This is a genomic window from Streptomyces sp. MB09-01, from assembly GCF_033794505.1.
GTDB lineage: Bacteria > Actinomycetota > Actinomycetes > Streptomycetales > Streptomycetaceae > Streptomyces.
Genome location: NZ_JARAYQ010000008.1, coordinates 38,755 through 61,309 on the forward strand (window position 1 = coordinate 38,755; position 22,555 = coordinate 61,309).

Annotated in this window: 22 protein-coding genes and 1 riboswitch; of the genes, 10 read left to right on the plus strand and 12 right to left on the minus strand. The window is 70.6% G+C overall.

Annotated elements, in window-relative coordinates; translation table 11 throughout:
* The first annotated feature begins 83 nt into the window (after positions 1-83).
* Positions 84-1,547: a replicative DNA helicase gene (gene dnaB / locus PV721_RS03095; protein ID WP_319721239.1), complete on the plus strand. Its 1,464-nt coding sequence runs from the start codon at positions 84-86 to the stop codon at positions 1,545-1,547.
* 9 nt (positions 1,548-1,556) lie between these two features.
* A complete protein-coding gene (locus PV721_RS03100; RefSeq protein ID WP_319721206.1) occupies positions 1,557-2,942 on the plus strand; it encodes a serine hydrolase domain-containing protein in 1,386 nt (461 codons plus the stop codon).
* A gap of 39 nt (positions 2,943-2,981) precedes the next feature.
* Here PV721_RS03100 and PV721_RS03105 read toward each other — a convergent pair whose 3' ends face one another.
* From PV721_RS03105 to PV721_RS03115, 3 genes are all read right to left on the minus strand, one after another.
* On the minus strand, positions 2,982-4,157 hold the full coding sequence (locus PV721_RS03105; RefSeq protein ID WP_319721207.1) for a winged helix DNA-binding domain-containing protein: 1,176 nt from the start codon (positions 4,155-4,157) through the stop codon (positions 2,982-2,984).
* 56 nt (positions 4,158-4,213) lie between these two features.
* Entirely contained in the window at positions 4,214-4,609 is a 396-nt protein-coding gene (locus PV721_RS03110; RefSeq protein WP_323806073.1) for a GNAT family N-acetyltransferase, read from the minus strand.
* A gap of 83 nt (positions 4,610-4,692) precedes the next feature.
* A complete protein-coding gene (locus PV721_RS03115) occupies positions 4,693-5,595 on the minus strand; it encodes a GNAT family N-acetyltransferase (protein ID WP_319721209.1) in 903 nt (300 codons plus the stop codon).
* Between the two features lie 180 nt (positions 5,596-5,775).
* Between PV721_RS03115 and PV721_RS03120 the strand changes: the two genes are divergently transcribed.
* Together PV721_RS03120 and PV721_RS03125 are read left to right on the plus strand one after the other, a co-directional pair.
* Positions 5,776-6,426, plus strand: coding sequence for an HAD-IB family phosphatase (locus PV721_RS03120; RefSeq protein ID WP_319721210.1), 651 nt, complete (start codon positions 5,776-5,778; stop codon positions 6,424-6,426).
* 121 nt (positions 6,427-6,547) lie between these two features.
* A complete protein-coding gene (locus PV721_RS03125) occupies positions 6,548-7,762 on the plus strand; it encodes a globin domain-containing protein (protein WP_319721211.1) in 1,215 nt (404 codons plus the stop codon).
* Between the two features lie 34 nt (positions 7,763-7,796).
* Here PV721_RS03125 and PV721_RS03130 read toward each other — a convergent pair whose 3' ends face one another.
* The 5 genes from PV721_RS03130 to PV721_RS03150 form a co-directional block, all read right to left on the minus strand.
* Positions 7,797-8,276 carry an NUDIX hydrolase gene (locus PV721_RS03130; protein WP_319721212.1) on the minus strand — a complete coding sequence of 160 codons (480 nt, stop codon included), beginning with the start codon at positions 8,274-8,276 and terminating at the stop codon, positions 7,797-7,799.
* A 60-nt stretch (positions 8,277-8,336) separates the two neighbouring features.
* Positions 8,337-9,242: a LysR family transcriptional regulator gene (locus PV721_RS03135; protein WP_319721213.1), complete on the minus strand. Its 906-nt coding sequence runs from the start codon at positions 9,240-9,242 to the stop codon at positions 8,337-8,339.
* A gap of 175 nt (positions 9,243-9,417) precedes the next feature.
* Positions 9,418-10,575, minus strand: a complete 1,158-nt coding sequence (locus PV721_RS03140; RefSeq protein WP_319721214.1) for a cystathionine gamma-lyase — start codon at positions 10,573-10,575, stop codon at positions 9,418-9,420.
* Positions 10,572-11,069, minus strand: coding sequence for a low molecular weight protein-tyrosine-phosphatase (locus PV721_RS03145; protein ID WP_319721216.1), 498 nt, complete (start codon positions 11,067-11,069; stop codon positions 10,572-10,574). Before PV721_RS03145 ends, PV721_RS03140 begins: the two co-directional genes overlap by 4 nt.
* Positions 11,070-11,080: 11 nt before the next feature.
* On the minus strand, positions 11,081-11,461 hold the full coding sequence (locus tag PV721_RS03150) for a phage holin family protein (protein ID WP_319721217.1): 381 nt from the start codon (positions 11,459-11,461) through the stop codon (positions 11,081-11,083).
* A gap of 89 nt (positions 11,462-11,550) precedes the next feature.
* On the opposite strand from PV721_RS03150, the gene PV721_RS03155 reads away from it, so the two are divergent.
* From PV721_RS03155 to PV721_RS03170, 4 genes are all read left to right on the plus strand, one after another.
* Positions 11,551-11,868 (plus strand): cupin domain-containing protein, encoded by a 318-nt coding sequence (locus PV721_RS03155; protein ID WP_319721218.1) that lies wholly within the window; start codon positions 11,551-11,553, stop codon positions 11,866-11,868.
* Between the two features lie 152 nt (positions 11,869-12,020).
* Positions 12,021-12,239, plus strand: coding sequence for a DUF5326 family protein (locus PV721_RS03160; protein ID WP_319721240.1), 219 nt, complete (start codon positions 12,021-12,023; stop codon positions 12,237-12,239).
* 297 nt (positions 12,240-12,536) lie between these two features.
* Complete coding sequence (locus PV721_RS03165) at positions 12,537-13,274, plus strand: IclR family transcriptional regulator (RefSeq protein WP_416371013.1); 738 nt, start codon at positions 12,537-12,539, stop codon at positions 13,272-13,274.
* A gap of 97 nt (positions 13,275-13,371) precedes the next feature.
* Complete coding sequence (locus PV721_RS03170) at positions 13,372-13,821, plus strand: SsgA family sporulation/cell division regulator (protein WP_319721220.1); 450 nt, start codon at positions 13,372-13,374, stop codon at positions 13,819-13,821.
* A gap of 126 nt (positions 13,822-13,947) precedes the next feature.
* On the opposite strand, the gene PV721_RS03175 is transcribed toward PV721_RS03170, so the two are convergent.
* Positions 13,948-15,363, minus strand: a complete 1,416-nt coding sequence (locus tag PV721_RS03175; RefSeq protein WP_319721221.1) for a YibE/F family protein — start codon at positions 15,361-15,363, stop codon at positions 13,948-13,950.
* Between the two features lie 72 nt (positions 15,364-15,435).
* A riboswitch (TPP riboswitch) is annotated at positions 15,436-15,581 on the plus strand.
* On the opposite strand from PV721_RS03175, the gene thiC reads away from it, so the two are divergent.
* Positions 15,576-17,363: a phosphomethylpyrimidine synthase ThiC gene (gene thiC, locus PV721_RS03180; protein ID WP_319721222.1), complete on the plus strand. Its 1,788-nt coding sequence runs from the start codon at positions 15,576-15,578 to the stop codon at positions 17,361-17,363. Its footprint overlaps the riboswitch before it by 6 nt.
* Before the next feature lie 214 nt (positions 17,364-17,577).
* Here thiC and PV721_RS03185 read toward each other — a convergent pair whose 3' ends face one another.
* Entirely contained in the window at positions 17,578-18,696 is a 1,119-nt protein-coding gene (locus PV721_RS03185) for a glycosyltransferase (protein WP_319721223.1), read from the minus strand.
* Positions 18,697-18,917: 221 nt separating this feature from the next.
* Here PV721_RS03185 and PV721_RS03190 point away from each other — a divergent pair, with 221 nt between their 5' ends.
* Complete coding sequence (locus PV721_RS03190) at positions 18,918-19,745, plus strand: hypothetical protein (protein ID WP_319721225.1); 828 nt, start codon at positions 18,918-18,920, stop codon at positions 19,743-19,745.
* A 495-nt stretch (positions 19,746-20,240) separates the two neighbouring features.
* Here the strand turns inward: PV721_RS03190 and PV721_RS03195 are convergent, their stop codons facing one another.
* Positions 20,241-21,059, minus strand: coding sequence for a hypothetical protein (locus PV721_RS03195; RefSeq protein ID WP_319721226.1), 819 nt, complete (start codon positions 21,057-21,059; stop codon positions 20,241-20,243).
* A 149-nt stretch (positions 21,060-21,208) separates the two neighbouring features.
* Positions 21,209-22,450: a metallophosphoesterase gene (locus PV721_RS03200; protein ID WP_319721227.1), complete on the minus strand. Its 1,242-nt coding sequence runs from the start codon at positions 22,448-22,450 to the stop codon at positions 21,209-21,211.
* Positions 22,451-22,555: the final 105 nt, after the last annotated feature.

The following is a 22,555-nucleotide window of genomic DNA, read 5'->3' on the forward strand; positions in this document are numbered from 1 at the left end:
CAGAGCCGTGTCCTAGAAAGAGTGGCACGGCGAGGTCCGCGTTGCGGACGGGAGGAGGCGGCCCGGTGAGCATGCCCGAGCCCATGGACGACCCCTGGGCCGACAGCGGTCCAGGTGACCGTCTGCCCGCCCGTTCGCGCCGGAACAGCGAAGGCCGCGGCCGCGGGGACGAACAGCGCGACCGGGGCCGCGAGGGCGGCTCCTGGGACGGCGGCGGTGGCGGCTTCGAGCGCGTGCCTCCGCAGGACCTGGACGCCGAGCAGTCGGTGCTCGGCGGCATGCTGCTCTCGAAGGACGCCATCGCCGACGTGGTCGAGGTCATCAAGGGCCACGACTTCTACCGGCCCTCGCACGAGACGATCTTCCAGGCCATCCTCGACCTGTACGCCAAGGGCGAGCCGGCCGACCCGATCACCGTCGGCGCGGAGCTGACCCGGCGCGGCGAGATCAGCAAGGTCGGCGGGGCCTCGTACCTGCACACCCTGGTCCAGTCCGTGCCGACGGCGGCGAACGCCGAGTACTACGCGGAGATCGTCCACGAGAGGGCCGTCCTGCGCCGCCTGGTCGCGGCCGGCACGAAGATCACACAGATGGGCTATGCGGCCGACGGCGACGTCGACGAGATCGTCAACAGCGCCCAGGCCGAGATCTACGCCGTCACCGAGCAGCGGACCTCGGAGGACTACCTGCCGCTCGGCGACATCATGGAGGGCGCCCTCGACGAGATCGAGGCCATCGGTTCGCGCAGCGGCCAGATGTCGGGCGTCCCCACCGGTTTCACGGACCTGGACTCGCTCACCAACGGCCTGCACCCGGGACAGATGATCGTCATCGCGGCCCGTCCCGCGATGGGCAAGTCCACGCTCGCCCTGGACTTCGCCCGGGCCTGCTCCATCAAGAGCAACCTGCCGAGCGTGATCTTCTCCCTCGAAATGGGGCGCAACGAGATCGCCATGCGCCTGCTCTCGGCGGAGGCCCGGGTGGCGCTGCACCACATGCGCTCGGGCACGATGACGGACGACGACTGGACCCGGCTGGCCCGCCGGATGCCGGACGTCTCCGCCGCCCCGCTCTACATCGACGACTCCCCCAACCTGTCGATGATGGAGATCCGGGCCAAGTGTCGCCGGCTCAAGCAGCGCAACGATCTCTCACTCGTGGTCATCGACTACCTCCAGCTGATGCAGTCGGGCGGCTCGCGCCGTCCCGAGAGCCGTCAGCAGGAGGTCTCGGACATGTCCCGAAACCTCAAGCTGCTGGCGAAGGAGCTCGAGGTCCCCGTGATCGCGCTCTCCCAGCTGAACCGTGGTCCGGAACAGCGCACCGACAAGAAGCCGATGGTCTCCGACCTGCGTGAATCGGGCTCGATCGAGCAGGACGCGGACATGGTGATCCTGCTGCACCGCGAGGACGCGTACGAGAAGGAGTCCCCCCGCGCGGGTGAGGCGGACCTGATCGTGGCCAAGCACCGCAACGGCCCCACGGCCACGATCACCGTGGCCTTCCAGGGCCACTATTCACGCTTCGTGGACATGGCCAACACGTAGCATCCGGGCATGGACGATCTTTCTGAGGACCTGGAACTTCTCCCTGCCACCCGGCGTGCCCTCAGGCACCGGATCGCCGTCGCGCAGAGCGCGGGACGCGCTCCGTCCGTCGTGGCGGCCGTCGTGCGCGGCGGGGAGGTGGTCTGGGAGGGCTCTCGGACCTCGGTCGAAGGGCACGGCCCGGACGGGAACGTCCAGTACCGGATCGGCTCGATCACCAAGACCTTCACGGCTGTTCTGGTGATGCGCCTGCGGGACGAGGGACTGCTCGCGCTCTCGGATCCGCTGGAGAAGCACCTGCCGGGGACGGGCGCCGGTGACGTGACCATCGCTCAGTTGCTGTCCCACACCGGTGGACTGGCGGCGGAGACCCCTGGCGAATGGTGGGAGCGCACCCCCGGCGCACTGCGGCCCGAGCTCGCCGATGTCCTGGGTGACGAGCCGTTCGCCCACACTCCGGGAAGCCGCCACCACTACTCCAACCCGGGCTACACGCTGCTGGGTTCGCTGGTGGAGGCGCTGCGCGGGCAGCCCTGGGAAGAGGTCCTGCGGGCCGAGGTGCTGGAGCCCCTGGGGCTGGACCGCACGAGCGGGCAGCCGCAGGCCCCGCACGCGGGCGGCTGGGCGGTGCACCCGTGGGCGGACCTGATGATGCCCGAGCCGCTGGAGGACCTGGGGCTGATGGCCCCGGCGGGGCAGCTGTGGTCCACGACCAGCGACCTGGCCCGGTTCGCCGACTTCCTGCTGCGCGGTGACGAGCGGGTCCTGAGCGCGGATTCCGTACGGGAGATGCGCACGCCGGCGGCGCCTCCGGAGCCCGGTTTCGCGGACCTCGGCTACGGGCTGGGCGTGCAGCTGACGGCCGACGGCGAGCGGAGGCTCGCGGGTCACAGCGGATCGCTGCCCGGTTTCGTCGCGGGGCTGTGGCTGAGCGAGGCGGACGACGTGGCGGCGGTGGTGCTGGCGAACTGCACCTCGGGGCTTGCGGCCGCGACGGTGGCCGTGGAACTCGTCGGGATCGTGGCGGACGCCGAGCCCCGGTTCCCGAAGCCGTGGCGGCCCTTCCTGGAGTCGGACCGGGTACCGCTGGAGCTGTGCGGCCCCTGGTACTGGGGGACTTCGGCGCAGGTGGTGCGGCTGACGGCGGACGGGCTGCTGGAGCTGGGCCCGGTGGGCGTGACCGGGCGGACGGCCCGTTTCCGGCCCGGGCCGGACGGCACCTGGACCGGACTGTCCGGCTACTACGCCGGTGAGACGCTGAGGGCGGTGCGCCGCGAGGACGGCTCGGTGAGCCACCTCGATCTGGCGTCCTTCGTGTTCACGCGCGAGCCGTACGACCCCCGGGCTCCGGTGCCCGGCGGGGTGGACCCGCAGGGCTGGCGGGGCATCGGCTGACGGGCCGGATCCGGACAGGCCTCGGGCTGGGGGCCGGGCTCAGGCGACGAGTTCGCGTTCCAGCGGGGTACGGAAGCGCGGGGTGATGCGGGCGTCGCCCACCCATGCGGCGAGGCGCGCGGCCTCGGCGGTGATGGCCTCCTCGGCGGGGCGGCCGGGGCTGCCCAGCAGCCGCCAGACGATCTCGCCGTCGGAACGCTGGGCCCAGCCGCCGACGATCTCGCCGTTCCACCACACGGTGGGGCCGATGTTGCCGGCGTAGTCGAAGAGCGCGGGCCTGAAGGCGGGGTCGAGGTGGAAACCGCGGTCGGCCCAGCCCATTGCGGTGGGGTCGAGGCCGGGCAGCAGCGCGGCCCAGGGCTCCGGGGCCGGGTCGGGAACGGTGTCCCCGGGGCCGACGAGGGCGGTGCTGCCGTCCTCGAGGAGGACCTGGTCCGGGCCCACGGCGGCGAGGGCCTTGCGGACGTCCGTGAGGGTCCAGCCGGTCCACCACTTGAGGTCGGCCTCGGTGGCGGGGCCGTAGGCGTGGAGCCAGCGGCGGGCGATCTCCGCGCGGGCCTCGACGGCGGGTACCGCGGGCCACGGCTCGGTGTGGACCCAGCGGTACTGGCTGGAGGTCCACGACCCGCGCGGCCGGTCGCGGCGGATCCGGCCGTCGGCGGCCAGCAGCCGGATGACACGGGTCGCGACACCCGTCTCCGTCTCGTACTTCTTGCCCCGGCCGATGGTGATCTTCTGGCGCAGTGCGGGCACGGCGGCCGACAACTGGCTTCCGGTGGCCGGCCCGTGGCTGTCCAGGGCGTCGAGCGCGGCGGCCTCCGCGCGAGCCAGCCACTCGGAGTCGAGCCCCTGACCGTCCTCGTCGAGGTGCTTGAGGAGAGTGCGGCGTTCCTTCACGGCGATGGCCCGGGCGGTCGAGGCGTCGACGTAGGGGGCGAGTTCCGTTGAGACCGCGAAGAGCGTGTTGCGCATGCTGAGCAGCCGCACGAGGCTGACGTCCTCGTAGAGAGCCCGCTCGACCACACCGGGACCGCCTTCGGCGAGCCGGGCCCGGGCGGAGAGGAAGATCGTCGCGGCGTCGGTGGCGTGCAGGGCGACCACGGAGTCCGCTGCCTCCGCCACCGTGGCGGCGCGGGCCGAGGGAGCGAGGCGGTGCCGTCGGCCGAGCCGGTGGCGGCGCTCGGCGGTGGTGACGAGGGGGAGGCTGGGGCTCATCCTCCCGATCGTAGGCCGGGCCGCCGACACGGTGGCCCGGCCTGCCGGCCGGGCGCTCAGAGCTGCAGCTTGAACCCGACGTGGGACGCGGTGAATCCGAGCCGCTCGTAGAAGCGGTGGGCGTCGGTGCGGGTCACGTCCGAGGTCAGCTGCACGAGGCTGCAGTTCTCGGCGCGGGACTTCTCCACGGCCCATTCGATGAACCGGGTGCCGAGCCCGCCGCCTCGCTCGTCCGCGTGGACACGGACGCCCTCGATGATGGAGCGGGTGGCTCCCTTGCGGGAGAGTCCGGGGACGACGGTCAGCTGGAGGGTGCCCACGACACGGTCCGCGCGGACGGCGACGACCAAGTGCTGGTTGGGGTCGCCGGTGAGGCGGGCGAGGGCCGCGCGGTACGGGGTGAGGTCCTCCGGGGACTCACGGGTGGCGCCCAGCGGGTCGTCGGCCAGCATGGCGACGATGGCCGGCAGATCGGCTTCGGTCGCCGGCCGGATGGCCAACTCGGGGGTGTCGGTCACGAGGGGTGTTTCCTCTCTCAGCCCGCCGCCACGGTGAGGGGAGCCCAGCGGCGGGTCCAGTCACCGGGCAGGTCGGGGATGTCTCGGGTCATGACGGCGTTGAAGGCCACGGAGTCGAGACCGCGGTCCTTGAGCCAGGCGAGGAGCTCCTCGTGCCGTACGTCGACATCGGTGCGCAGCGCCCGGTCCGTACCCGTGGCGAGTGCGGTGACCAGTGCCTGGGCGGTGCCGGTGTCCTTGGCGATCAGCGGGCCGATGACATGGGTGTCCATGTTGGGCCAGGCTGCCGCGTAGCCCGTGAGGGTGCCGTCTCCGCTGCTGCCCTCGGCGACGAGCAGCTGGTCGGCGAAGGCGGGAAGCCTGGTGATCATGTGGGTGCGGTCGGTGCCGAAGACCTCGGCGTCCAGACGCAGGATGCTCGGGAGGTCCGCGGCGGTGGCCGGCCGGACCCGGGGGGCGCCGTGGGCGCCGGGGGTGCCAGGAGTGCCTTCAGGCCGGAAGATGCCCTTCAGCATCTCGGCTCGGCCCGTGGTCTTGAAACCGAGCTCCTCGTAGAGGGGTCGGCCGTAGGGAGTGGCGTGCAGAGTGAGGGGAACGCCCTTGAGCACGTCGTCGCAGACGTGGGTCATCAGGCGCCGGCCGAGGCCCTGACGGGCGTAGCGGTCGGCCACGAGGACCATGCCGATGGCGGCGAGTTCCGGGCCGGCGCCGGTGTGGCCGTATCTGGTGACGATGCACGCCGCCGCGAGTCCCCGGCCGTCCGGGGCGTCGACGCCGTACCCCTTTCCGGCAGCGAGGAGCAGACCCCACTTGTGGTCCTCGCGGAGCCAGCCGCGATCTTCGGACAGGTCGGCGCAACGGTGGAGATCGTCCACGGTCAGCGCCCGGATCGGCAGATCGGTGATGTGTGGTGGTGTCACCGGCTCAGACTGGATCATGGACCGGGAGCCGTCCAGAGGATTTGGGGCGAGATGTTTCACGTGAAACACGCCCCAGCCGGTGGCGGCCGCTGGGCGATGTTTCTTCCTCAGCTGGCGCTGGCAGGCGCTCCCGGCGAAACACGCTGTTTCACGTGAAACAACCCACTAATCTCGGTGGCTATGACCCGCCTGCACCTCTTCGACCTCGACGGCACGCTGATGTACGGCTCGGCCGCGCCGGTCGAGATCTCCCGCCAACTCGGTCTGAGTGCCGAGATCGCCGAGCTGGAGCGGGCCTTCGGCGCGCGCAAGATCGGGCCGCACGAGTTCTCGGTGGCCGCCCACGCGCTCTGGGCAGAGCTCACGCCCGCGCATGTCCGGGCGGCGTTCGACGGGTCTCCCTGGCTCGCGGGAATCCGGGACGTCTGGCAGGAGATCCGGGAGCGCGGGGACTATTGCGCGGTGATCTCCCTGTCGCCGTCCTTCTTCGTGGAGCTGCTGCTGGACTGGGGCGCGCACGCCGCGCACGGTTCGGTCTTCCCGGAGGTGCCGTTCACCCGGCCGGTGGACGCCGCCGGGATCCTCACGCCCGAGGGCAAGGTCACGGTGGCGGACCGGCTGTGCGAGCAGTTCGGTGTGAGCCGGGGCGACTGCGTCGCGTACGGGGATTCGGTGACCGACTCGGTGCTCTTCGAGGTGGTGCCGGTGTCGGTGGCGGTCAACGCACGGCCCTATCTGGCGGAGCGTGCGACCCATGTCTACGAGGGCCGGGACCTGCGGGACGCATACCAGCTCGTAGGGGTGGCACGCCCGGAAGTTCAGGCATCTTAGGAGGAAAGTGGGTTCGAAACGCGGATTTTCCGCATTTCCCCACCGGCCTCCGAGTCGGCTGGCACGCTGTGAAACCCGGAACCACGGATTCGCAGACCGTGGCGTGTGCAGACCGACCGAGATGCTCGAAGCGAGGCACCGCATGGACGCTCCGCCCACCAGATCGGCCAGACGCGATGCGGCCCGGATACCGGCCGAAGGCGGTGGTGGTACGGCAGAGCCCTCACCGGATGCCGTCCTCATCCGCCGGACCCTCGCGGAGGTCGCCCCCATAGCCGACAAGGTGACCTCCTATTTCTACGCTCTGGTGTTCACCGGCCACCCCGAAGTGCGGGGGATGTTCCCCGCAGCCATGGACGCGCAGCGAGACCGGCTGCTGAAGGCGCTGCTGACCGCAGCCGAGCACATCGACAATCCCGAGGTACTCGTCCCCTACCTGCGCCGACTGGGCACCGGGCACCGCAAGTACGGCACCATGGCCGGCCACTATCCGGCGGTCGGCGAGGCCCTCGTCGGCGCCCTGGCCCGGTACGCGGTGGAGAGCTGGGGGCCGGAGACCGAGGCCGCATGGGTGCGCGCGTACACCGCGATCTCCCAGATCATGATCGACGCGGCGGCCGAGGACGAGGTGAAGGCCCCGCCGTGGTGGCACGCGGAGGTGGTCTCACACGATCTGCGCACTCCCGACATCGCGGTTCTGACGGTCCGCCCCGACCAGCCGTACGCCTTCCTGGCCGGCCAGTACGCGAGCCTGGAGACCCCGTGGTGGCCGCGAGTGTGGCGGCACTACTCCTTCGCCTCGGCGCCGCGCGCCGACGGGCTGCTGTCGTTCCACGTCAAAGCGGTCCCCGCGGGCTGGGTCTCCAACGCGCTGGTGCGCCACGCCCGCCCGGGGGACGTGCTGCGCCTCGGACCGCCGGCCGGGTCGATGGTGGTGGACCACACCACGGACAACGGGATGCTGTGCCTGGGCGGCGGCACCGGCATCGCCCCGATCAAGGCGTTGATCGAGGACGTGGCCGAGCACGGCGAGCGGCGGCCGGTGGAGGTGTTCTTCGGGGCGCGCAGCGACAACGACCTGTACGACAAGGACACGCTGCTCGGGCTGCAGCGCTCGCATCCGTGGCTGTCGGTGCGCCCGGTGGTGGGCGACGGGCTGGCCGGTCAACTCCCGCAGGCCGTCGGTGAACACGGTCCGTGGAGTTCGTACGACGCCTTCATCTCGGGACCGCCCGCGATGATCCGGAGCGGGGTGGACGAGCTTCTTCGGATCGGCATCCCCGGCGAGCGGATCCGGCACGACGCGGTGGAGGAACTGGTCGGCATCGCCGGCTGAGACCGGCGGGCAGCCCGCCGGTCCCAGGCCGGGCTCAGCCCAGGTCGGGAGCGTGCATGGCGCGTACGCCCTCGATGTTGCCGTCGAGGTAGTGCCGCAAGGACAGCGGGACGAGATGGACGGCGGCGATCCCCACGCGGCTGAAGGGCACGCGGACGATCTCGTACTCGCCCTCGGGTTCGTCGATTTCGGGGCCGTGCCGCTGGCTCGGGTCCATCGATTCGAGGCGGCAGACGAAGAAGTGCTGCACCTTCACGCCGGTCACCCCCCCGTCGGCGATGTGCTCGACGGTGTCGACGAAGCAGGGCACCACGTCGGTGATCTTCGCGCCGAGTTCTTCGTGGACCTCTCGGTGGAGGGCGTCGACGACAGTGGCGTCCGAGGACTCCACTCCCCCGCCGGGGGTGAGCCAGTACGGATCGACGCCGGGCTTGGTGCGCTTGATGAGGATCAGGTCGTCACCGTCGAGCAGGATCGCGCGGGCGGTGCGTTTGACCACGGGACGTTCGGTCATGGGAGAAGAGTGGCCCACCACTCCGCTTCTGAAACGCGTCACGGGCCGGAAAAGGGGGGCTCACCAGTGCACGGCGGCTTCCACCAGCCGGTCGTGCGCCCGCGCGAGGTGGGCGAGGGCGAGGCTCCCGGTCCGCACGACCAGGAACCAGGTGCGCAGGGGCGGCACTGAGGGCTCCGCCAGGGCCACGATCCGGCCGCTGTCGAGGGCCTCCCGGCACAGGTAGCGGGGCAGGACGGCGAGCCCGGCGCAGGCCCCGACGCATTCCAGTACGGCCCGCAGGTCGGGCGCCACCACGGTGGCGGCCAGGGACCGGGCACCGGGCGCAGTGTCGAAGACGGCGGTCCAGTAGCGGGTGACGAGCGGCAGGGTCTCGTGGACCTCCACGACCGGGATGCCGTCGAGAGCCGCCGGACCCTCCTTGCGCAGCCGCTCCGTATCGACGAGTGCGGCCCAGTAGGGCGCGGCGACCAGGACGTGCTCCTCGTCGCACAGGGCGGTGGCGGTGAAGAGCCCGCCGCGCGGATGGGCGGTGGTGACGACGAGGTCGTGGTGACCGGCGGCGAGCCCGTCGAGGGTCGCTTCGGCGCCGGTCTCCAGGGCGGCGCGCAGGGTGTGGCCCTGGCCGACGAGGGGCGCCAGGGCGGGCAGCACGCGCAGGCACAGGAACTCGGGCGGCCCGGCGACGTGGAGGGTGCGCAGTGCACCGGCGGCCTCCCGCCCGGCCTCGGTGATCCGCAGCAGCGCGTCGAGGTGCGGGGCGGCCTGGTGGGCGAGTTCGTCGCCGACCGCGGTGGGGGTGACACCGCGGGCCCGGCGGTGGAAGAGGGGGCGCCCCAACTGGCGTTCCAGCGTGCGGATCTGCGAGGTCACGGCGGGCTGGGACAGGCCCAGGAGGGCGGCGGCGCGGGTGAACGACCCGGCCCGGTGGACGGCGACGAAGGTGCGCAGCAGGGCCAGGTCCATCGCGGCACCTCTCGGTGGGGGCCTTCAACTATAAATATGCCGATAGGCCCCTGTCGTTACCGTGATTGGACTCTGACGCAGAGTCAATTAGCCTAGTCGCGTGGTTCCTCGTGCACGGAACCCGGGCGGTCCGAGCCACGAGGGGGGAGGCTCGGACCGTCGACCCAGGGCCTGCTCAGCCGGCGCCGCCCGCGAGGTCGAGGGCGCGCAGGACGTCCGCGACCAGGTCCTCGGTGTCCTCGGCCCCGGCGGAGAAGCGGATGAAGCCCTCCGGCACGGCGTCGCCGCCCCACCGTCCGCGCCGCTCGGCGGTGGACCGCACTCCACCGAAACTCGTGGCGTCCTCGACCAGGTGCAGGGCGGCCATGAAGCGTTCCGCGTGGGCACGGTCGGGCAGGGTGAAGGAGACCACCGAGCCGAAGCCGCGCATCTGGCGGGCGGCCGTCTTGTGTGAAGGGTCCGTGGCCAGGCCGGGGTAGCGCAACCCGGTCACGTGGGGGCGGCCGGTCAGCGCCTCGGCGACGGCCAGCGCGTTGGCCCACTGCCGGTGCGCGCGCAGCTGGATCGTGGCCAGGGAGCGGTGGGCGAGCCAGGCCTCCATCGGGCCCGGGATCGCGCCGACGATCTTGCGCCAGCGCCGGACACCGGCGGCGAGTTCCGGGTCGCGGCAGACCACGTACCCGAGCAGCAGGTCGCCGTGGCCGGTGAGGCCCTTCGTGCCGCTCGCGACGGAGAAGTCCGCCCCGAGCTCCAGGGGCCGCTGCCCGAGGGGGGTGGCGAGGGTGTTGTCGACGGCGACCAGGGTCCCGCCGGCGTGCGCCGCGTCGGCGAGGCGCCGTACGTCGCACACCTCGAGCCCGGGGTTGGACGGGGTCTCGATCCACAGCAGCCCGGCTCCGTCGAGGACCGTGAGCTGGGCGTCGTCGCCGGTCGGGGCCGTACGCACGTGGATCCCGTACGCCTCCAGCTGCTCCCGCAGCAGGGGCAGCGCCTGGTAGCCGTCGTCGGGCAGGACCACGGTGTCGCCGGTGCGCGCCTGGGAGAGGAGGACGGCGGAGACCGCCGCCATGCCGGAGGCGAAGACGGTGGTGTGCACCTCCTCGCCGGGGGCCTCCAGTTCCCCGATCGCCCGCTCCAGCAGGGTCCAGGTCGGGTTGGTGTCCCGGCCGTAGGCGTACGGGCCTTCGACGTCGCCCGGGAGGTGGAAGTGGGCGGCGAAGACCGGTCCGGGCAGGGTGGGCTCGTTCTTCACGGGCTCCGGCAGCCCGGCGCGGACGGCGCGGGTGCCGTCGCCGATCGCCTCGGCGGTTCTTTCGGGGGCGTACTCGTTCACGCGGTGTGCTCCTTCACGGCCTCGCGTACGGCGTCCAGCAGACCGGGGCTGGCCGCCTCGACCAGCTCCAGGCACTCCTCGAACCCGTCGAGGGACCCGTAGTAGGGATCCGGTACGTCGCTCTCCGCGGCCGCGGCCGGATCGTAGGACCGCAGCAGCCGGACCTTGGCGGCGTCCTGCGGGGTGGGTGCGAGGGCCCGCAGGTCCCGCAGGTGTCCGGCGTAGAGCGCGATGACGAGGTCCAGGCGGTCGAACCAGGAGGAGCGGAACTGCCGGGCCCGATGGTCCTGCTCGTAGCCCGCGGCTTCCAGGACGGAGACGGTGCGCGGGTCGGCGCCGTCACCCTCGTGCCAGCCGCCGGTCCCGGCGCTGTCCACCTCGACCAGGCCGTCGAGGCCGGCCTGCGCCACGTGGGCACGGAAGACGGACTCGGCCATGGGGGAGCGGCATATGTTGCCCGTGCAGACGAAGCAGAGGCGGTAGATGGGCGTCATGGGCGTCCCGTTCAGTCCTTGTCGGGCAGGACCATGTTCACGGCCCAGGAGACAACGGAGATGATCAGGCCGCCGAGGACCGCGGTCCAGAACCCGTCGACGTGGAAGCTGAGCTCGAGCTTCGAGGCCAGCCACGAGGTCAGGAGCAGCATCAGGGCGTTCACGACGAGGGTGAACAGGCCCAGGGTGAGGACGAACAGCGGCAGCGAGAGCAGCTTCACCAACGGCTTGACGATCAGGTTCACCAGGCCGAAGACCAGGGCGACCAGGAGCAGGGTGATCGTCCGGCGGCCCAGACTGCTGCCGTCGTCGAGGGTGATGCCGGCGAGCAGCCAGATGGCGACGGCCAGGGCCGCCGCGTTGGCGAGCGTCTTGACTACGAAATTCATCATGTGTCTGATCGTGGCAGAGATGATCCCGGGGGGACATCCGCAGATCAGCGGATGCGACGGCGCTACCGAGCACAAGGGGCACAACCACGATGAAAGCCTTCCGGCTTGACGAGCTCGAAGCGGAGCGGGCCGCCAACGACGGCGCCTATCTGCAGTTCCTGCGCGAGCGGAACATGTCGGTCGGGCTGTACGCGCTCGACGCCGGGCAGGTCGATCCGCAGCAGCCCCACCGCCAGGACGAGGTGTACTTCGTCGTGAGCGGGCGCGCCTCGATCACCGTCGGGGAGGAGACGACCACCGTGGCGCGCGGCAGCGTGGTCTACGTCCCGGCGGGCGTCCCGCACAAGTTCCACCACATCACCGAGGACTTGAAGGTGATGGTGGTCTTCTCCCCGCCGGAGAGCTGAGCGCACCGGGCGGCTGAGGGTCGGGGTCCCGATTCCCCTAAGGGGCGGGTCAGGGGAGTCCGGGGGCTCGCGGGCCCCGATACGGGGGCGTGGACTCCTAGCATCGAGAGCAGGAAGTCAAGGACGAGGAAGAGGTCGAGGACATGGACGGCATCCGAGAGACATTCGCAGGCATGCCCTGGTGGCTTAAGTGGGTCGCCGTTCCGCTGCTGGCGCTGTTCGTGTTCGGCGGTGTGATCACCAGCATCCTGACCGTGCTGATCGGCCTCGTCTTCAAGGTGCTCCTCTTCGTCGGCCTGGTCGCCGGCCTGGTGTTCGTCGTGAAGAAGGTCGGCGGAGGCCGCACGAAGTCCTCCTCCGGCGACTGGTAGGACACGACGGGGACGAGCCCGGCGGGTCCGGGATTGAGCCAGGTGAGGGAACGTGAGGCACTAAACCGCTCACACCACCGGAATCGGCGGATAGAGTGGCAATCTGCGCCGGTCCCTGGGCATCGAAAGCCGGTACTGCCGCTCTGACCTGCGGTGATGCTAACGAGCCGCCGAGTACGACCCCCAGGAGTCACGGCATGCGCGGGGGCGGCCCCCGCAGGGCGGGCCTCCCCGAAGGCCCGCCGCCACGCCTGGGGGTGAGCTTTGTCTCCGCTTCACAACGCCGGTGTGCCGACGCTGATCGGCTCGGTCCAGAGGGCGCTGAGACTGCTCGAAGCAGTGGGGTCCCATGGTCAGGGAGCCCCGGCGAAACAGCTCGCGCGCGAGGCCGGGCTCCCGCTCCCCACCGCGTACCACCTGCTGCGCACCCTCACCCACGAGGGCTATCTGCGCAGGGAGGGCGGAGTGTTCGTACTCGGCGACGCCGCGGGTCGGCTGGCCGTCGGGGGACTCCAGCAGAAACGTCGCAGCATGATCCTCGACTCCCTCGCGCACTTTCGCGACGTGGTCGGGGCCCCCGTCTACTTCGCGGTATACCGCGAGGGTGAGATCGAGGTCGTGGGCGTCTCGGACACCCAGGCCAGCCCCGCCTGCGAGGAGTGGGCGGACTTCCGTGCGACCGGCCATGCGCACGCCATCGGGCAGTGCCTGCTCGGACAACTCGACGAGGAAACGCGCAAGGACCATTACGACCGATATCCGGTCGAGCCGATCACCGCTTATACCGTGCGGGATCTCCGGTCGCTCGAGCACCGGATCGGGGCCCTCGGGCGAATGCAGCCGGTAACCGAACGTCAGGAATATGCCCTCGGCACGGTCTGTGCGGCCATCCCCATCACAGCGGGCGATACCGCCGCAACTATGGCGATTTCTCTCCCCTTGCACCAGGAAGATCGATTGCGCTGTGTAGTCGATCGACTACGGAGTGAAGTAGGCGCGCTGTTGAGCACCCTCTCGTTCTCTATCAGTATCTGAAAACTCACTCCTTGTGATCTGCTAGCGCTTCCACCACCCTTGTCAAGAGGAGCCTGGGGGATCATTCCTGGCCACTTCCACTACAGCGGGGTAGGCAATGCGCGAGTCGGTACAGGCAGAGGTCATGATGAGTTTCCTCGTTTCCGAGGAGCTCTCGTTCAGGATTCCGGTGGAACTCCGGTACGACGCCCGTGATCCCTACGCAGTCCGCCTGACCTTCCACCTTCCCGGAGATGCGCCCGTGACCTGGGCGTTCGGCCGGGAGCTCCTCCTCGACGGCATCAACAAGCCGTGCGGTGACGGCGACGTGCACATCGCCCCCACCGATCCGGAGGAACTGTCCGACGTCCACATCCGGCTGCAGGTCGGCGGCGACCGGGCCCTGTTCCGCGCCAGCGCGGCGCCGCTCGTCGCGTTCCTCGACCGCACCGACCGGATCGTTCCGCTCGGACAGGAGCGGAACCTGGGCGACTTCGAGGAGAACCTCGACGAGGCGCTCGGCAAGATCCTGGCCGAGTCGAAGCAGAACGAGCAGAACGCCGGCTGACGCGCGGGCTCACGCTCACACGCGCCCGCCCCTCGGGAAGACGGGAACGCCCCTCGGGAAGACGGGAACGCCCCTCGGGAACGCCCCTCGGGAACGCCCCTCGGGAACGCCCTTCGGGAAGACCCTTCAGCGCTTGCGCCGCCGGCCCCGGCCGCCGCGGACCGGCCCCGCGGCCGGCGCGACGTCCGGGGATCCCGGCCGGTCCGCGGAGACCACCAGCGAGGCCAGCGCCGTCGTGACGGGAACCGAGGCCACCAGTCCGATCGAGCCCACGAGGGTCCGTACGATTTCCACCGCGACCAGCTCGCTGTTCGCCACCGATCCCATGCTGCTGTTCGCGATCGAGAACAGCAGGAGCAGGGGCAGTGCGGCACCCGCGTAGGCCAGCACCAGCGTGTTGACCACCGACGCGATGTGGTCGCGGCCGATCCTGATCGCCGCCCGGTACAGGCCTCGCGGCCCCATCGAGGGGTCCGCCGCGTGCAGTTCCCAGACAGCCGAGGTCTGGGTGACCGTCACGTCGTCGAGCACGCCCAGCGATCCGATGATCACGCTTGCGAGCAGCAAGCCGCTCATGTCGATGTCCGGGTACAGGCCGTGGATCAGCCCGGTGTTGTCGTCCGTGTTGCCGCTGAGGGACGCCCAGTCGATGAACACCGAGCCCAGCAGGCCGATCAGCAGCAGCGAGACGAGGGTGCCGAGGACGGCGACCGAGGTACGGGCGGTCAGTCCGTGGCACATGTAGAGGGCGATCAGCATGATGGCGCTCGCCCCGACCACCGCGACCACCAGCGGGTTCGAACCCTGCAGGATGGCCGGGAGGATGAACAGCGTCAGCACGCCGAAGCTGACGATCAGCGCGATCAGGGCGAACAGCCCGCGCATCCGCCCGACGAGGACGACCGCGACCGCGAAGATGCCGGCCAGCACCGCCAGCGGCATCTTGCGGTTCACGTCGATCACCGAGTACTGGAGGTCGCGGGGGGCGTCGGGCGCGTACGCCACGACCACCTCCTGGCCGTCCGTCAACTGCCGTGGCGCTCCCGGCTGGACGATCTCGACGAAGGTGCGGCCCTTGTCCGGGCCGGTGCCGACCTCGACGGTGGCCTTCTTGCACTCGCCGGTCTGCGCGGCCTGGGCCTCACGGCCCTGGGGGGTCGAGGGGTCCGCGGTCGGCGGGACCTGTGCGGCGTTCACCGATTTGCAGTCGACGTGTTCGAGGGAGACGACCTTGCCCTGCTGGGTCTGGCGGTCGAAGCCCACCCCCGTGCGCTCGTGGGCGGGGGCGCCGCCCGGCCAGAGCACCACCATGCCGATGAAGACGGCGGTGGCGAAGGGGATCAGTACGGCCGCGATGACCTTGCGCAGGTGCTTCGAAACGGGGGCCGCCGGTCCGTGTCCGTGGCTGTGCCCGTGGCCGTGGGAATGACCGGCGGAGGTATCGGACGAGTGCCCGGCGGAGTGCCCCGGGCCGTCGTGCGCGTGGCCGGTGTGGCCGTGGGGCTCTGTGGGCTCGGTGGGGGGCTGCGGCGAGGACGTCACCAGCAGATCATCGCAAGAGATGAGGGGGCCCACTGTTCAGCACGCCATGGATGACGCTAGCGTGGGGGCTACTTTGCACAACGCGGGAGCTCGGAGCACCGGGCTGAGAGGACGCTGATCACCGTACGCGCATCACAGATGCGTACGGGAAGAGGCTGCGTCGACCGCCGAACCTGTTACCGGGTAATGCCGGCGTAGGGAGATCAGGTCTCATGACCATTCAGGACGCACGCACGCCTGCCGTCAGCCAGGACGCCGACGGCCAGACCGAGCGCCAGCCCGGCTGGCACAAGGGATACCTGGCGGGCTCCCGCCCGGACCTCCGGGTGCCGGTCCGCCAGGTCCACCTCACCAACGGCAAGGACGTGACGCTCTACGACACGTCCGGTCCGTACACCGACCCGCAGATCGAGACCGACGTCCGCCGGGGCCTCGCCCCGCTGCGCGAGAACTGGATCATCGGCCGCGGCGACACCGAGGAGTACGCGGGCCGTCCCGTGCGCCCCGAGGACGACGGCATCAAGCACACCTCGCCGCGCGGTGGCCTCAAGAACCTCGACGCGGTCTTCCCGGGCCGCCCGCGCCAGCCCCGCCGCGGCCGGGGCGGCGCCGCCGTCACGCAGCTCGCGTACGCCCGCCGGGGTGAGATCACCCCGGAGATGGAGTACGTCGCGATCCGCGAGAACGTCTCCCCCGAGGTCGTGCGCGAGGAGATCGCCGCAGGCCGGGCCGTGCTTCCGGCGAACGTGAACCACCCCGAGATCGAGCCGATGATCATCGGCAAGCGGTTCCTGGTGAAGGTCAACGCCAACATCGGCAACTCGGCCGTCACCTCCTCCATCGAGGAGGAGGTCGACAAGATGACCTGGGCGACCAAGTGGGGCGCCGACACGGTCATGGACCTCTCGACGGGCCGCAACATCCACACCACCCGCGAGTGGGTCCTGCGCAACTCCCCCGTCCCGATCGGCACCGTGCCGCTCTATCAGGCGCTGGAGAAGGTCGACGGCCGCGCCGAGGACCTGACCTGGGAGATCTACAAGGACACGGTGATCGAGCAGGCCGAGCAGGGCGTCGACTACATGACGGTCCACGCCGGCGTGCTGCTGCCCTACGTGCCGCTGACCGCCCGCCGCAAGACCGGCATCGTCTCGCGCGGTGGCTCGATCATGGCCGCGTGGTGCCTGGCGCACCACAAGGAGAACTTCCTCTACACGAACTTCGAGGAGCTCTGCGAGATCCTGGCGTCCTACGACGTCACGTACTCGCTCGGCGACGGCCTGCGCCCCGGCTCCATCGCGGACGCCAACGACGCCGCGCAGTTCGCGGAGCTGAAGACGCTGGGCGAGCTGAACACGATCGCCAAGCGCCACAACGTCCAGACCATGATCGAGGGCCCGGGCCACGTCCCGATGCACAAGATCAAGGAGAACATCGACCTCCAGCAGGAGATCTGCGAGGAGGCGCCGTTCTACACGCTCGGCCCGCTCACCACGGACGTCGCGCCCGCGTACGACCACATCACCTCGGGCATCGGCGCCGCGATGATCGCCTGGTGGGGCACCGCGATGCTCTGCTACGTCACGCCCAAGGAGCACCTGGGCCTGCCCAACCGCGACGACGTGAAGACCGGCGTCATCACGTACAAGATCGCGGCGCACGCCGCCGACCTGGCCAAGGGGCACCCCGGCGCCCAGGAGTGGGACGACGCCCTGTCGGACGCGCGGTTCGAGTTCCGCTGGGAGGACCAGTTCAACCTGGCCCTCGACCCGGACACGGCCCGCGAGTTCCACGACGAGACCCTTCCCGCCGAGCCGGCCAAGACCGCGCACTTCTGCTCCATGTGCGGTCCGAAGTTCTGCTCGATGAAGATCTCGCAGGACATCCGCCGCGAGCACGGCGGCGACCTGAAGGCCGACGAGATCCGGGCGGGCATGGCGGAGAAGTCCGCCGAGTTCGCGGCCTCGGGCAACCGCGTCTACCTGCCGCTGGCCGACTGACCACTCACGCTCCGTGTGAGCGGCGGAGGATCCCGTCCGGGCCTTCGCCGCTCATCGAGCGCTCTCCGCCGCCGTCGATGCGGACCGTCGACCGCGGTGGCCCGCCCCGGACGGTGGTTCCGTTTCGAGGTCCCAGGTCCCAGGTCCCCGTATCCGTCTTGACCGAGCCGGGTCCGGACCCGGAGCCGGCCTCGGTCTCACCCGCCCTCCGGCGTCAGGCGACGACGAGGTACGGGTCCACCTTGCGGCGGGCGAAGTCGAGGTTGGCGGTGACCCGGTCGTGCTGGTCGGCGGGAAGCCTGCCTTCCGCCAGCAGGCGTTCGCAGCATTCCAGCGACTCCTGGTACTCGCCGACCCAGTAGGCGGCAACGGCGAGTTCGTCGAGTGCGCGCCAGTCGTGCCAGTCGAACTCGACGAAGAGGATGTCGTCCGGGCGGGGGACGCGGACCGCCTGCCGGGCGAACAGGTACGCCAGCGGCCAGCGGCTTTCGTTGCGGCAGAGGCGGGCGAGACTGCCGAGCGCCTCCGCGCGTGAGGGGCGGCTCTCGTGTGCCCGGAGGAAGCGGTCCACGACCTCGGCCGGCGGCTTCTTGAGGCTCGCCGCGAGCCGTGCCGCGTAGAGCCGGGCGCAGAAGACCTCCTCGGCGAAGCCGCCCATGCCCGCACGCAGGTCGTAGGCGGCGAGGGACTTCTCCGGTTCTCCGGCGTCGCGCCAGCTCTGGGCCAGGTAAAAGGCGTAGCGGGCATTGTCGGGCTCCTTGATCAGCCCTTGCCGGAGAATCTCCGCGTCGCGCAGGTATTTCTCCCGCTCGCTTCCTTCGCCTTGGCGCGCCCCACCGCCCACGATGAGAATGTGGGCGCCTTCGAGTACTCCGTTGCTGTGCTCGACCTCGCAATCCAGGTACTCGTGGAGCACTCCGACGTATTTCCACGGCAGTCGGGTGGATACCAGAGCGGGCCGCCAGTGAATGACGGGCCGGTGGTGTACTGCGAGGCGGTACGAGTCGAGAGTCAGCTCGGGCATGCTGAAGCCGGGCTGGACCTCCATGACGTCGTCGGCGTCGATGAACAGCAGGTAGTCCGCGCTGGAACGGGCGAGGTCGATCGCCTCGCTGCGGCTGCCGTCGAACCCCTTCCAGGGCCGCTCGTGCAGAACGCCGGGCAGATCGCTGAAGAATTCCCTGATGATGTCCTGGGTGCCGTCCGTCGAGCCCGTGTCCACGATCACCCACGTATCGATCAATGGGCGAACGGATTCGAGACAGCGTCGGATCACCGGAGCCTCGTTCTTGACGATCATGTTCAGGCAGACCGTTGTCTTCAAGGGGTCCATCCGCTGTGTGGTGATGAAAATGACCTTGAGTCGACGGTAGGCATCCGTTTAATGCCGTGCAAGGAAGCTCGGACCGCCATTGGGGGGTGCTTCATTGGTCCGATAAGTTGACGTATCCGCGAGGCGTGCCGTCGCTCGTGACCGCGATCCCCACGATGACCGGGATGGACCGACAGGTTCCATCGCATCGTTCGATCCGGTTTCGAGAAGGAGCGGCGTACATGAGCCCCGAGAACAGGACCAGGTCAACCCTGGGCCCGCTGCCCAGGCGGAGCAGCTGGGTGAAGGGTGGCACCCTCGCATCACTCGCCCTGGTATTGGCAGGAATCTCCAGCCCCGTGCTCGCCATGGGCCAGAACCTCCAGGCGGCCGAGGGTACCCGCGTGGCGAGCCTCACGGTCGCCGGGGACAGGTGCGAGCAGTACGACAACGATCACGGCGACGAGGACTACGATCCGAGAGCCGCAGGCCCCCGCGGCGGCGGCGACGAGTGCCCGAAGCCGGGTCCGACCGGTCCGACGGGCCCGCGGGGTCCGCAGGGCGAGCCCGGAGCCGACGGCGCCACGGGTGCGACCGGAGCGACCGGTGCCACCGGAGCTACGGGCGCTACGGGTGACACCGGCCCGGCTCAATGCCGGTCCATCGCCGCCGTCCGGGACCAGAGCAGTCGCGAGTACAAGGCGGTGATCCCGGGAGACGGGAACACCTACGCCGGCATTCGCGATCTCACGGGCCCCGCCGCGGGCGTGTGGAGCTGGTACGACCTCACCCTGAACGCCGAAGGCGATTACCCGGAGGACGCCTGCGGTGTCTCCATCGCGCAGCAGGCCAACGAAGTCTCGATCGAGGTGGTGACCGAGGGCGGGGTCATCTTCGAGACCCCGTGCACCGTGGTCCCGGGCGAAGGAACGGCCCCGTCCGCACTCACATGCACCGGGGCGTGGACTCCGGTGTTCCGGCAGCCTGACGAGGGCGACCCGGATCTGCGTGGGGCGAGCAAGGTGATGTCCCCCGACGCGGTCAACCAGCATCCGAAGGCGATGAAGTAGCAGGCACGCCGTACCGAGGCGTCCCGGGCCGGCCGGGGAGCAACTCCGGCCGGTGTTCGGGGCCGCCGAAGTCCGGGCCGGTGAAGTCCGGAGGTGTGTAGCCGGGCCGGGTCCCTCGGAGGGGATCCGGGACTGGTGGAGACGGGCCGGGAGCATCCCAGGTGGGGGATGCTCCCGGCCTTTGGCGTGCGGGGGGCGGATATCCCGCCCCCGCACTCGGGTCGGCCGGCCTGCCCCGAGGCCCTGTCGCAAATCGTTCGATCCGGTTTCCGCCGGCGCGACCGGCGCCACGGGCGCAACGGGTACGGCGGGTGCCGAGGGGGCTCCTGGTCCGACCGGTGCCACGGGTGCGACGGGTACGGCGGGGCCCCAATCCCCCTCCACTGCGCGGCAAGTCCGCACACACGCTCCAGGACGGGAGCGTGAACTTCACCCGCAAGGAGACGAAGGAGCGGGCGCGGTAGTCCTGTCCGGCCCGGGACCCCGGCCGGAGACCTACTCCGGCCCGCGCTCCGGGCCGCCGAAGTCCGGGCTGGTGAAGTCCGGGGGTGTGTAGCCGGGCCGGGGTTCCTCCGAGGGGGATCCCGGACTGGTGAAGTCGGGCCGGGAGTATCCCAGGTTGGGGATGCGCCCGGCCGCCGGCGTTCTGGGGGTCGGGAAGCCCGGCCCCGCACTCGGGTCGGCCAGCGCGTCCCGCAGGAACGGCATGATGCCCCGCTCCAGCAGCGCGTGCCGCCAGGCTTCGCGCGCCCGCGCCACCTCGTCGGGTACGGCCTCGGTCTCCTCCGCCACCACTTCGGTCGCGCTGTTGCGGACGGCCGTCACCAGCAGCCCGATCACTGCGAAGAGCAGCGCGGCCACGGTGAGCGCGCCGAACAGCCAGCCCGCCGTCAGCATGGTCTTTGCGAAGGCGGGTTCGGGCTCGATCAGCTTGAGGCTGTAGCCCACGAGCAGGAAGATCAGCATGGCGGTGCCCGCCAGGACGGGCGCGAGGACCGCGACCACGGCGCTGACTCCCGCGCCGCCGGCCATGCCCTGCCCGCCGTCCTCGTCCCCCGTGGTGCCGGGTGAGGACAGCACCTCGTCGCGTCGTTCCTCACGGACCTTCACGTAGTGGCCGTACTCGGCGGCGGCCGCGGCCGCCAGCAGCGCGCTGGCCCCCTGGGCCATGGTGCGCAGCTGTTCGGCGTTCAGCCGTTCGCCGAGGGTGGCGAGCTCGGGCCGTTCGTTCGCGGTGCGCAGCGCCTCGTCGAGGAGACGATCGAACTCCGGTCGGTCTTCGGTCAGCAGGTGCGGAGCGCTGGTCATGTGCATCCCCCGATGCTCCGTAGAAGCCGGTATCCCCGCGTAGAACGGGGCGCCGGCACAAACGGAGGAGAGCCTGCTACGGATAGAGCGATGGTAGAGCGCCCACGCCACAGGTTGACAGGGGCTTTGCGGAAATACCCCCGTGGTGACAAACCTCAGTCGTTCAAGGGCAGCTGTACGACGAGCAGCTTGCCCGCCATCGTCACCCCGCCGTCCATCGCGATGGCGAGCCCCTCCGCGTACACGTGCGGGCCGTCCACGGCCTCCGGGCCGCGCGTCTCGTCCCCGTCCTCGGTGCCCACCTCGCCGAGCAGGTACGGGATGGGGCTGTGTCCGTGCACGACGCGGCTGCCGCCGTAGGTGCCGAGCAGTTCGCGCACGGCCTGCGGGCCGGTTCCCTCGTCGCGGAAGGCGAACCGCTTGGTGAACTTGCGGAAGAGGTCCCAAGTGATGTCGGCGTCGCCCCGGTTGAGGAGCTCGTGGATGGTGTCGTTGACGTCCTCGATGGAGTCGCCGTAGTCGAGGTAGGCCGTGGTGTCGGAGTGCAGCAGCAGGTGGCCCTCCTCCAGGACGGCCGCGTCCAGCCGCGACATCCACTGCAGGTGTACGTCCTGCAGGCGCTCCATGTCGGAGCGCTGGCCGCCGTTGAGGAGCCACGCGGCCTGGAAGGTGGCGGTGCCGGCGCCGGAGACGACGGGGGTGTCGCCGAACCGCTTGGCGCCGATGAGCAGCAGCTCGTGGTTGCCCATCAGGGCCTTGCAGTAGCCGCCGGCCGCCGCGGCCTCGGCGGACAGCCGCATGACGAGGTCGATGACGCCGATGCCGTCGGGGCCGCGGTCGGTGAAGTCGCCGAGGAACCAGAGCCGGGCGTTGCCGGCGGACCAGCGGCGTTCCGCGTCGATGAGGCCCTGAGCGTGGAGTTCGGTGACGAGCTCGTCGAGGTAGCCGTGGACGTCGCCGACGACGTAGAGCGGGCCGGGGCCGTCGGCCGCGGCCTCCTGAGGGACGTACTGGACCTGCACGGTGTCGCCGGGGCCGCCGAGGGCACCGCGGCCGATGATCGGCAGGTCGCGTTGGGTCGGGGTGTAGCCCTCGAAGTCGTCGTCCTCGGGGGTGTGGCTCGTCGCGTGCACGGGGTGCGACGCCGGCGGAGCGGCATGCGGCGTGGCGGGCGGTGCGGCGGGCGGTGCGGCCGGCGCCGGCGCGTAGCCGGGCTGCGGGGGCACGGCCGGCGTGCCGTCCTCGTAGTACGCCGGGTACTCGCCGTACACGGGAGCCTCGCCGGCGCCGGGATGCCCGGCGGATACGGCGTACGCGGCGGGTTCGGTGACTGGAACCCGGAAGTCCCGCAGCGTGTCCGTCCGCATCGCGGGTCCCTGACCGGCCCCCTGAGTCATCGACCCCTCCACCACCGTCGCGCTGCCGTACACCTGCGGACCCTCCTGACCTCCGGGGAGGAGGGTCCGTGATGTCGTGCGCCCATCATAGGAATGCGGCTCGCG

Bases quoted from the DNA above. Each gene is read 5' to 3' on its own strand.
- PV721_RS03170 (WP_319721220.1), top strand. From the start codon at position 13,372: ATGCGCGAGTCGGTACAGGCAGAGGTCATGATGAGTTTCCTCGTTTCC.
- PV721_RS03200 (WP_319721227.1), bottom strand. From the start codon at position 22,450: ATGACTCAGGGGGCCGGTCAGGGACCCGCGATGCGGACGGACACGCTG.
- PV721_RS03125 (WP_319721211.1), top strand. From the start codon at position 6,548: ATGCTCGAAGCGAGGCACCGCATGGACGCTCCGCCCACCAGATCGGCC.
- PV721_RS03135 (WP_319721213.1), bottom strand. From the start codon at position 9,242: ATGGACCTGGCCCTGCTGCGCACCTTCGTCGCCGTCCACCGGGCCGGG.
- PV721_RS03185 (WP_319721223.1), bottom strand. From the start codon at position 18,696: ATGGACCCCTTGAAGACAACGGTCTGCCTGAACATGATCGTCAAGAAC.
- PV721_RS03190 (WP_319721225.1), top strand. From the start codon at position 18,918: ATGAGCCCCGAGAACAGGACCAGGTCAACCCTGGGCCCGCTGCCCAGG.
- PV721_RS03155 (WP_319721218.1), top strand. From the start codon at position 11,551: ATGAAAGCCTTCCGGCTTGACGAGCTCGAAGCGGAGCGGGCCGCCAAC.
- thiC (WP_319721222.1), top strand. From the start codon at position 15,576: ATGACCATTCAGGACGCACGCACGCCTGCCGTCAGCCAGGACGCCGAC.
- PV721_RS03100 (WP_319721206.1), top strand. From the start codon at position 1,557: ATGGACGATCTTTCTGAGGACCTGGAACTTCTCCCTGCCACCCGGCGT.
- PV721_RS03105 (WP_319721207.1), bottom strand. From the start codon at position 4,157: ATGAGCCCCAGCCTCCCCCTCGTCACCACCGCCGAGCGCCGCCACCGG.
- PV721_RS03195 (WP_319721226.1), bottom strand. From the start codon at position 21,059: ATGCACATGACCAGCGCTCCGCACCTGCTGACCGAAGACCGACCGGAG.
- dnaB (WP_319721239.1), top strand. From the start codon at position 84: ATGGACGACCCCTGGGCCGACAGCGGTCCAGGTGACCGTCTGCCCGCC.
- PV721_RS03150 (WP_319721217.1), bottom strand. From the start codon at position 11,461: ATGATGAATTTCGTAGTCAAGACGCTCGCCAACGCGGCGGCCCTGGCC.
- PV721_RS03130 (WP_319721212.1), bottom strand. From the start codon at position 8,276: ATGACCGAACGTCCCGTGGTCAAACGCACCGCCCGCGCGATCCTGCTC.
- PV721_RS03110 (WP_323806073.1), bottom strand. From the start codon at position 4,609: ATGCTGGCCGACGACCCGCTGGGCGCCACCCGTGAGTCCCCGGAGGAC.
- PV721_RS03120 (WP_319721210.1), top strand. From the start codon at position 5,776: ATGACCCGCCTGCACCTCTTCGACCTCGACGGCACGCTGATGTACGGC.
- PV721_RS03145 (WP_319721216.1), bottom strand. From the start codon at position 11,069: ATGACGCCCATCTACCGCCTCTGCTTCGTCTGCACGGGCAACATATGC.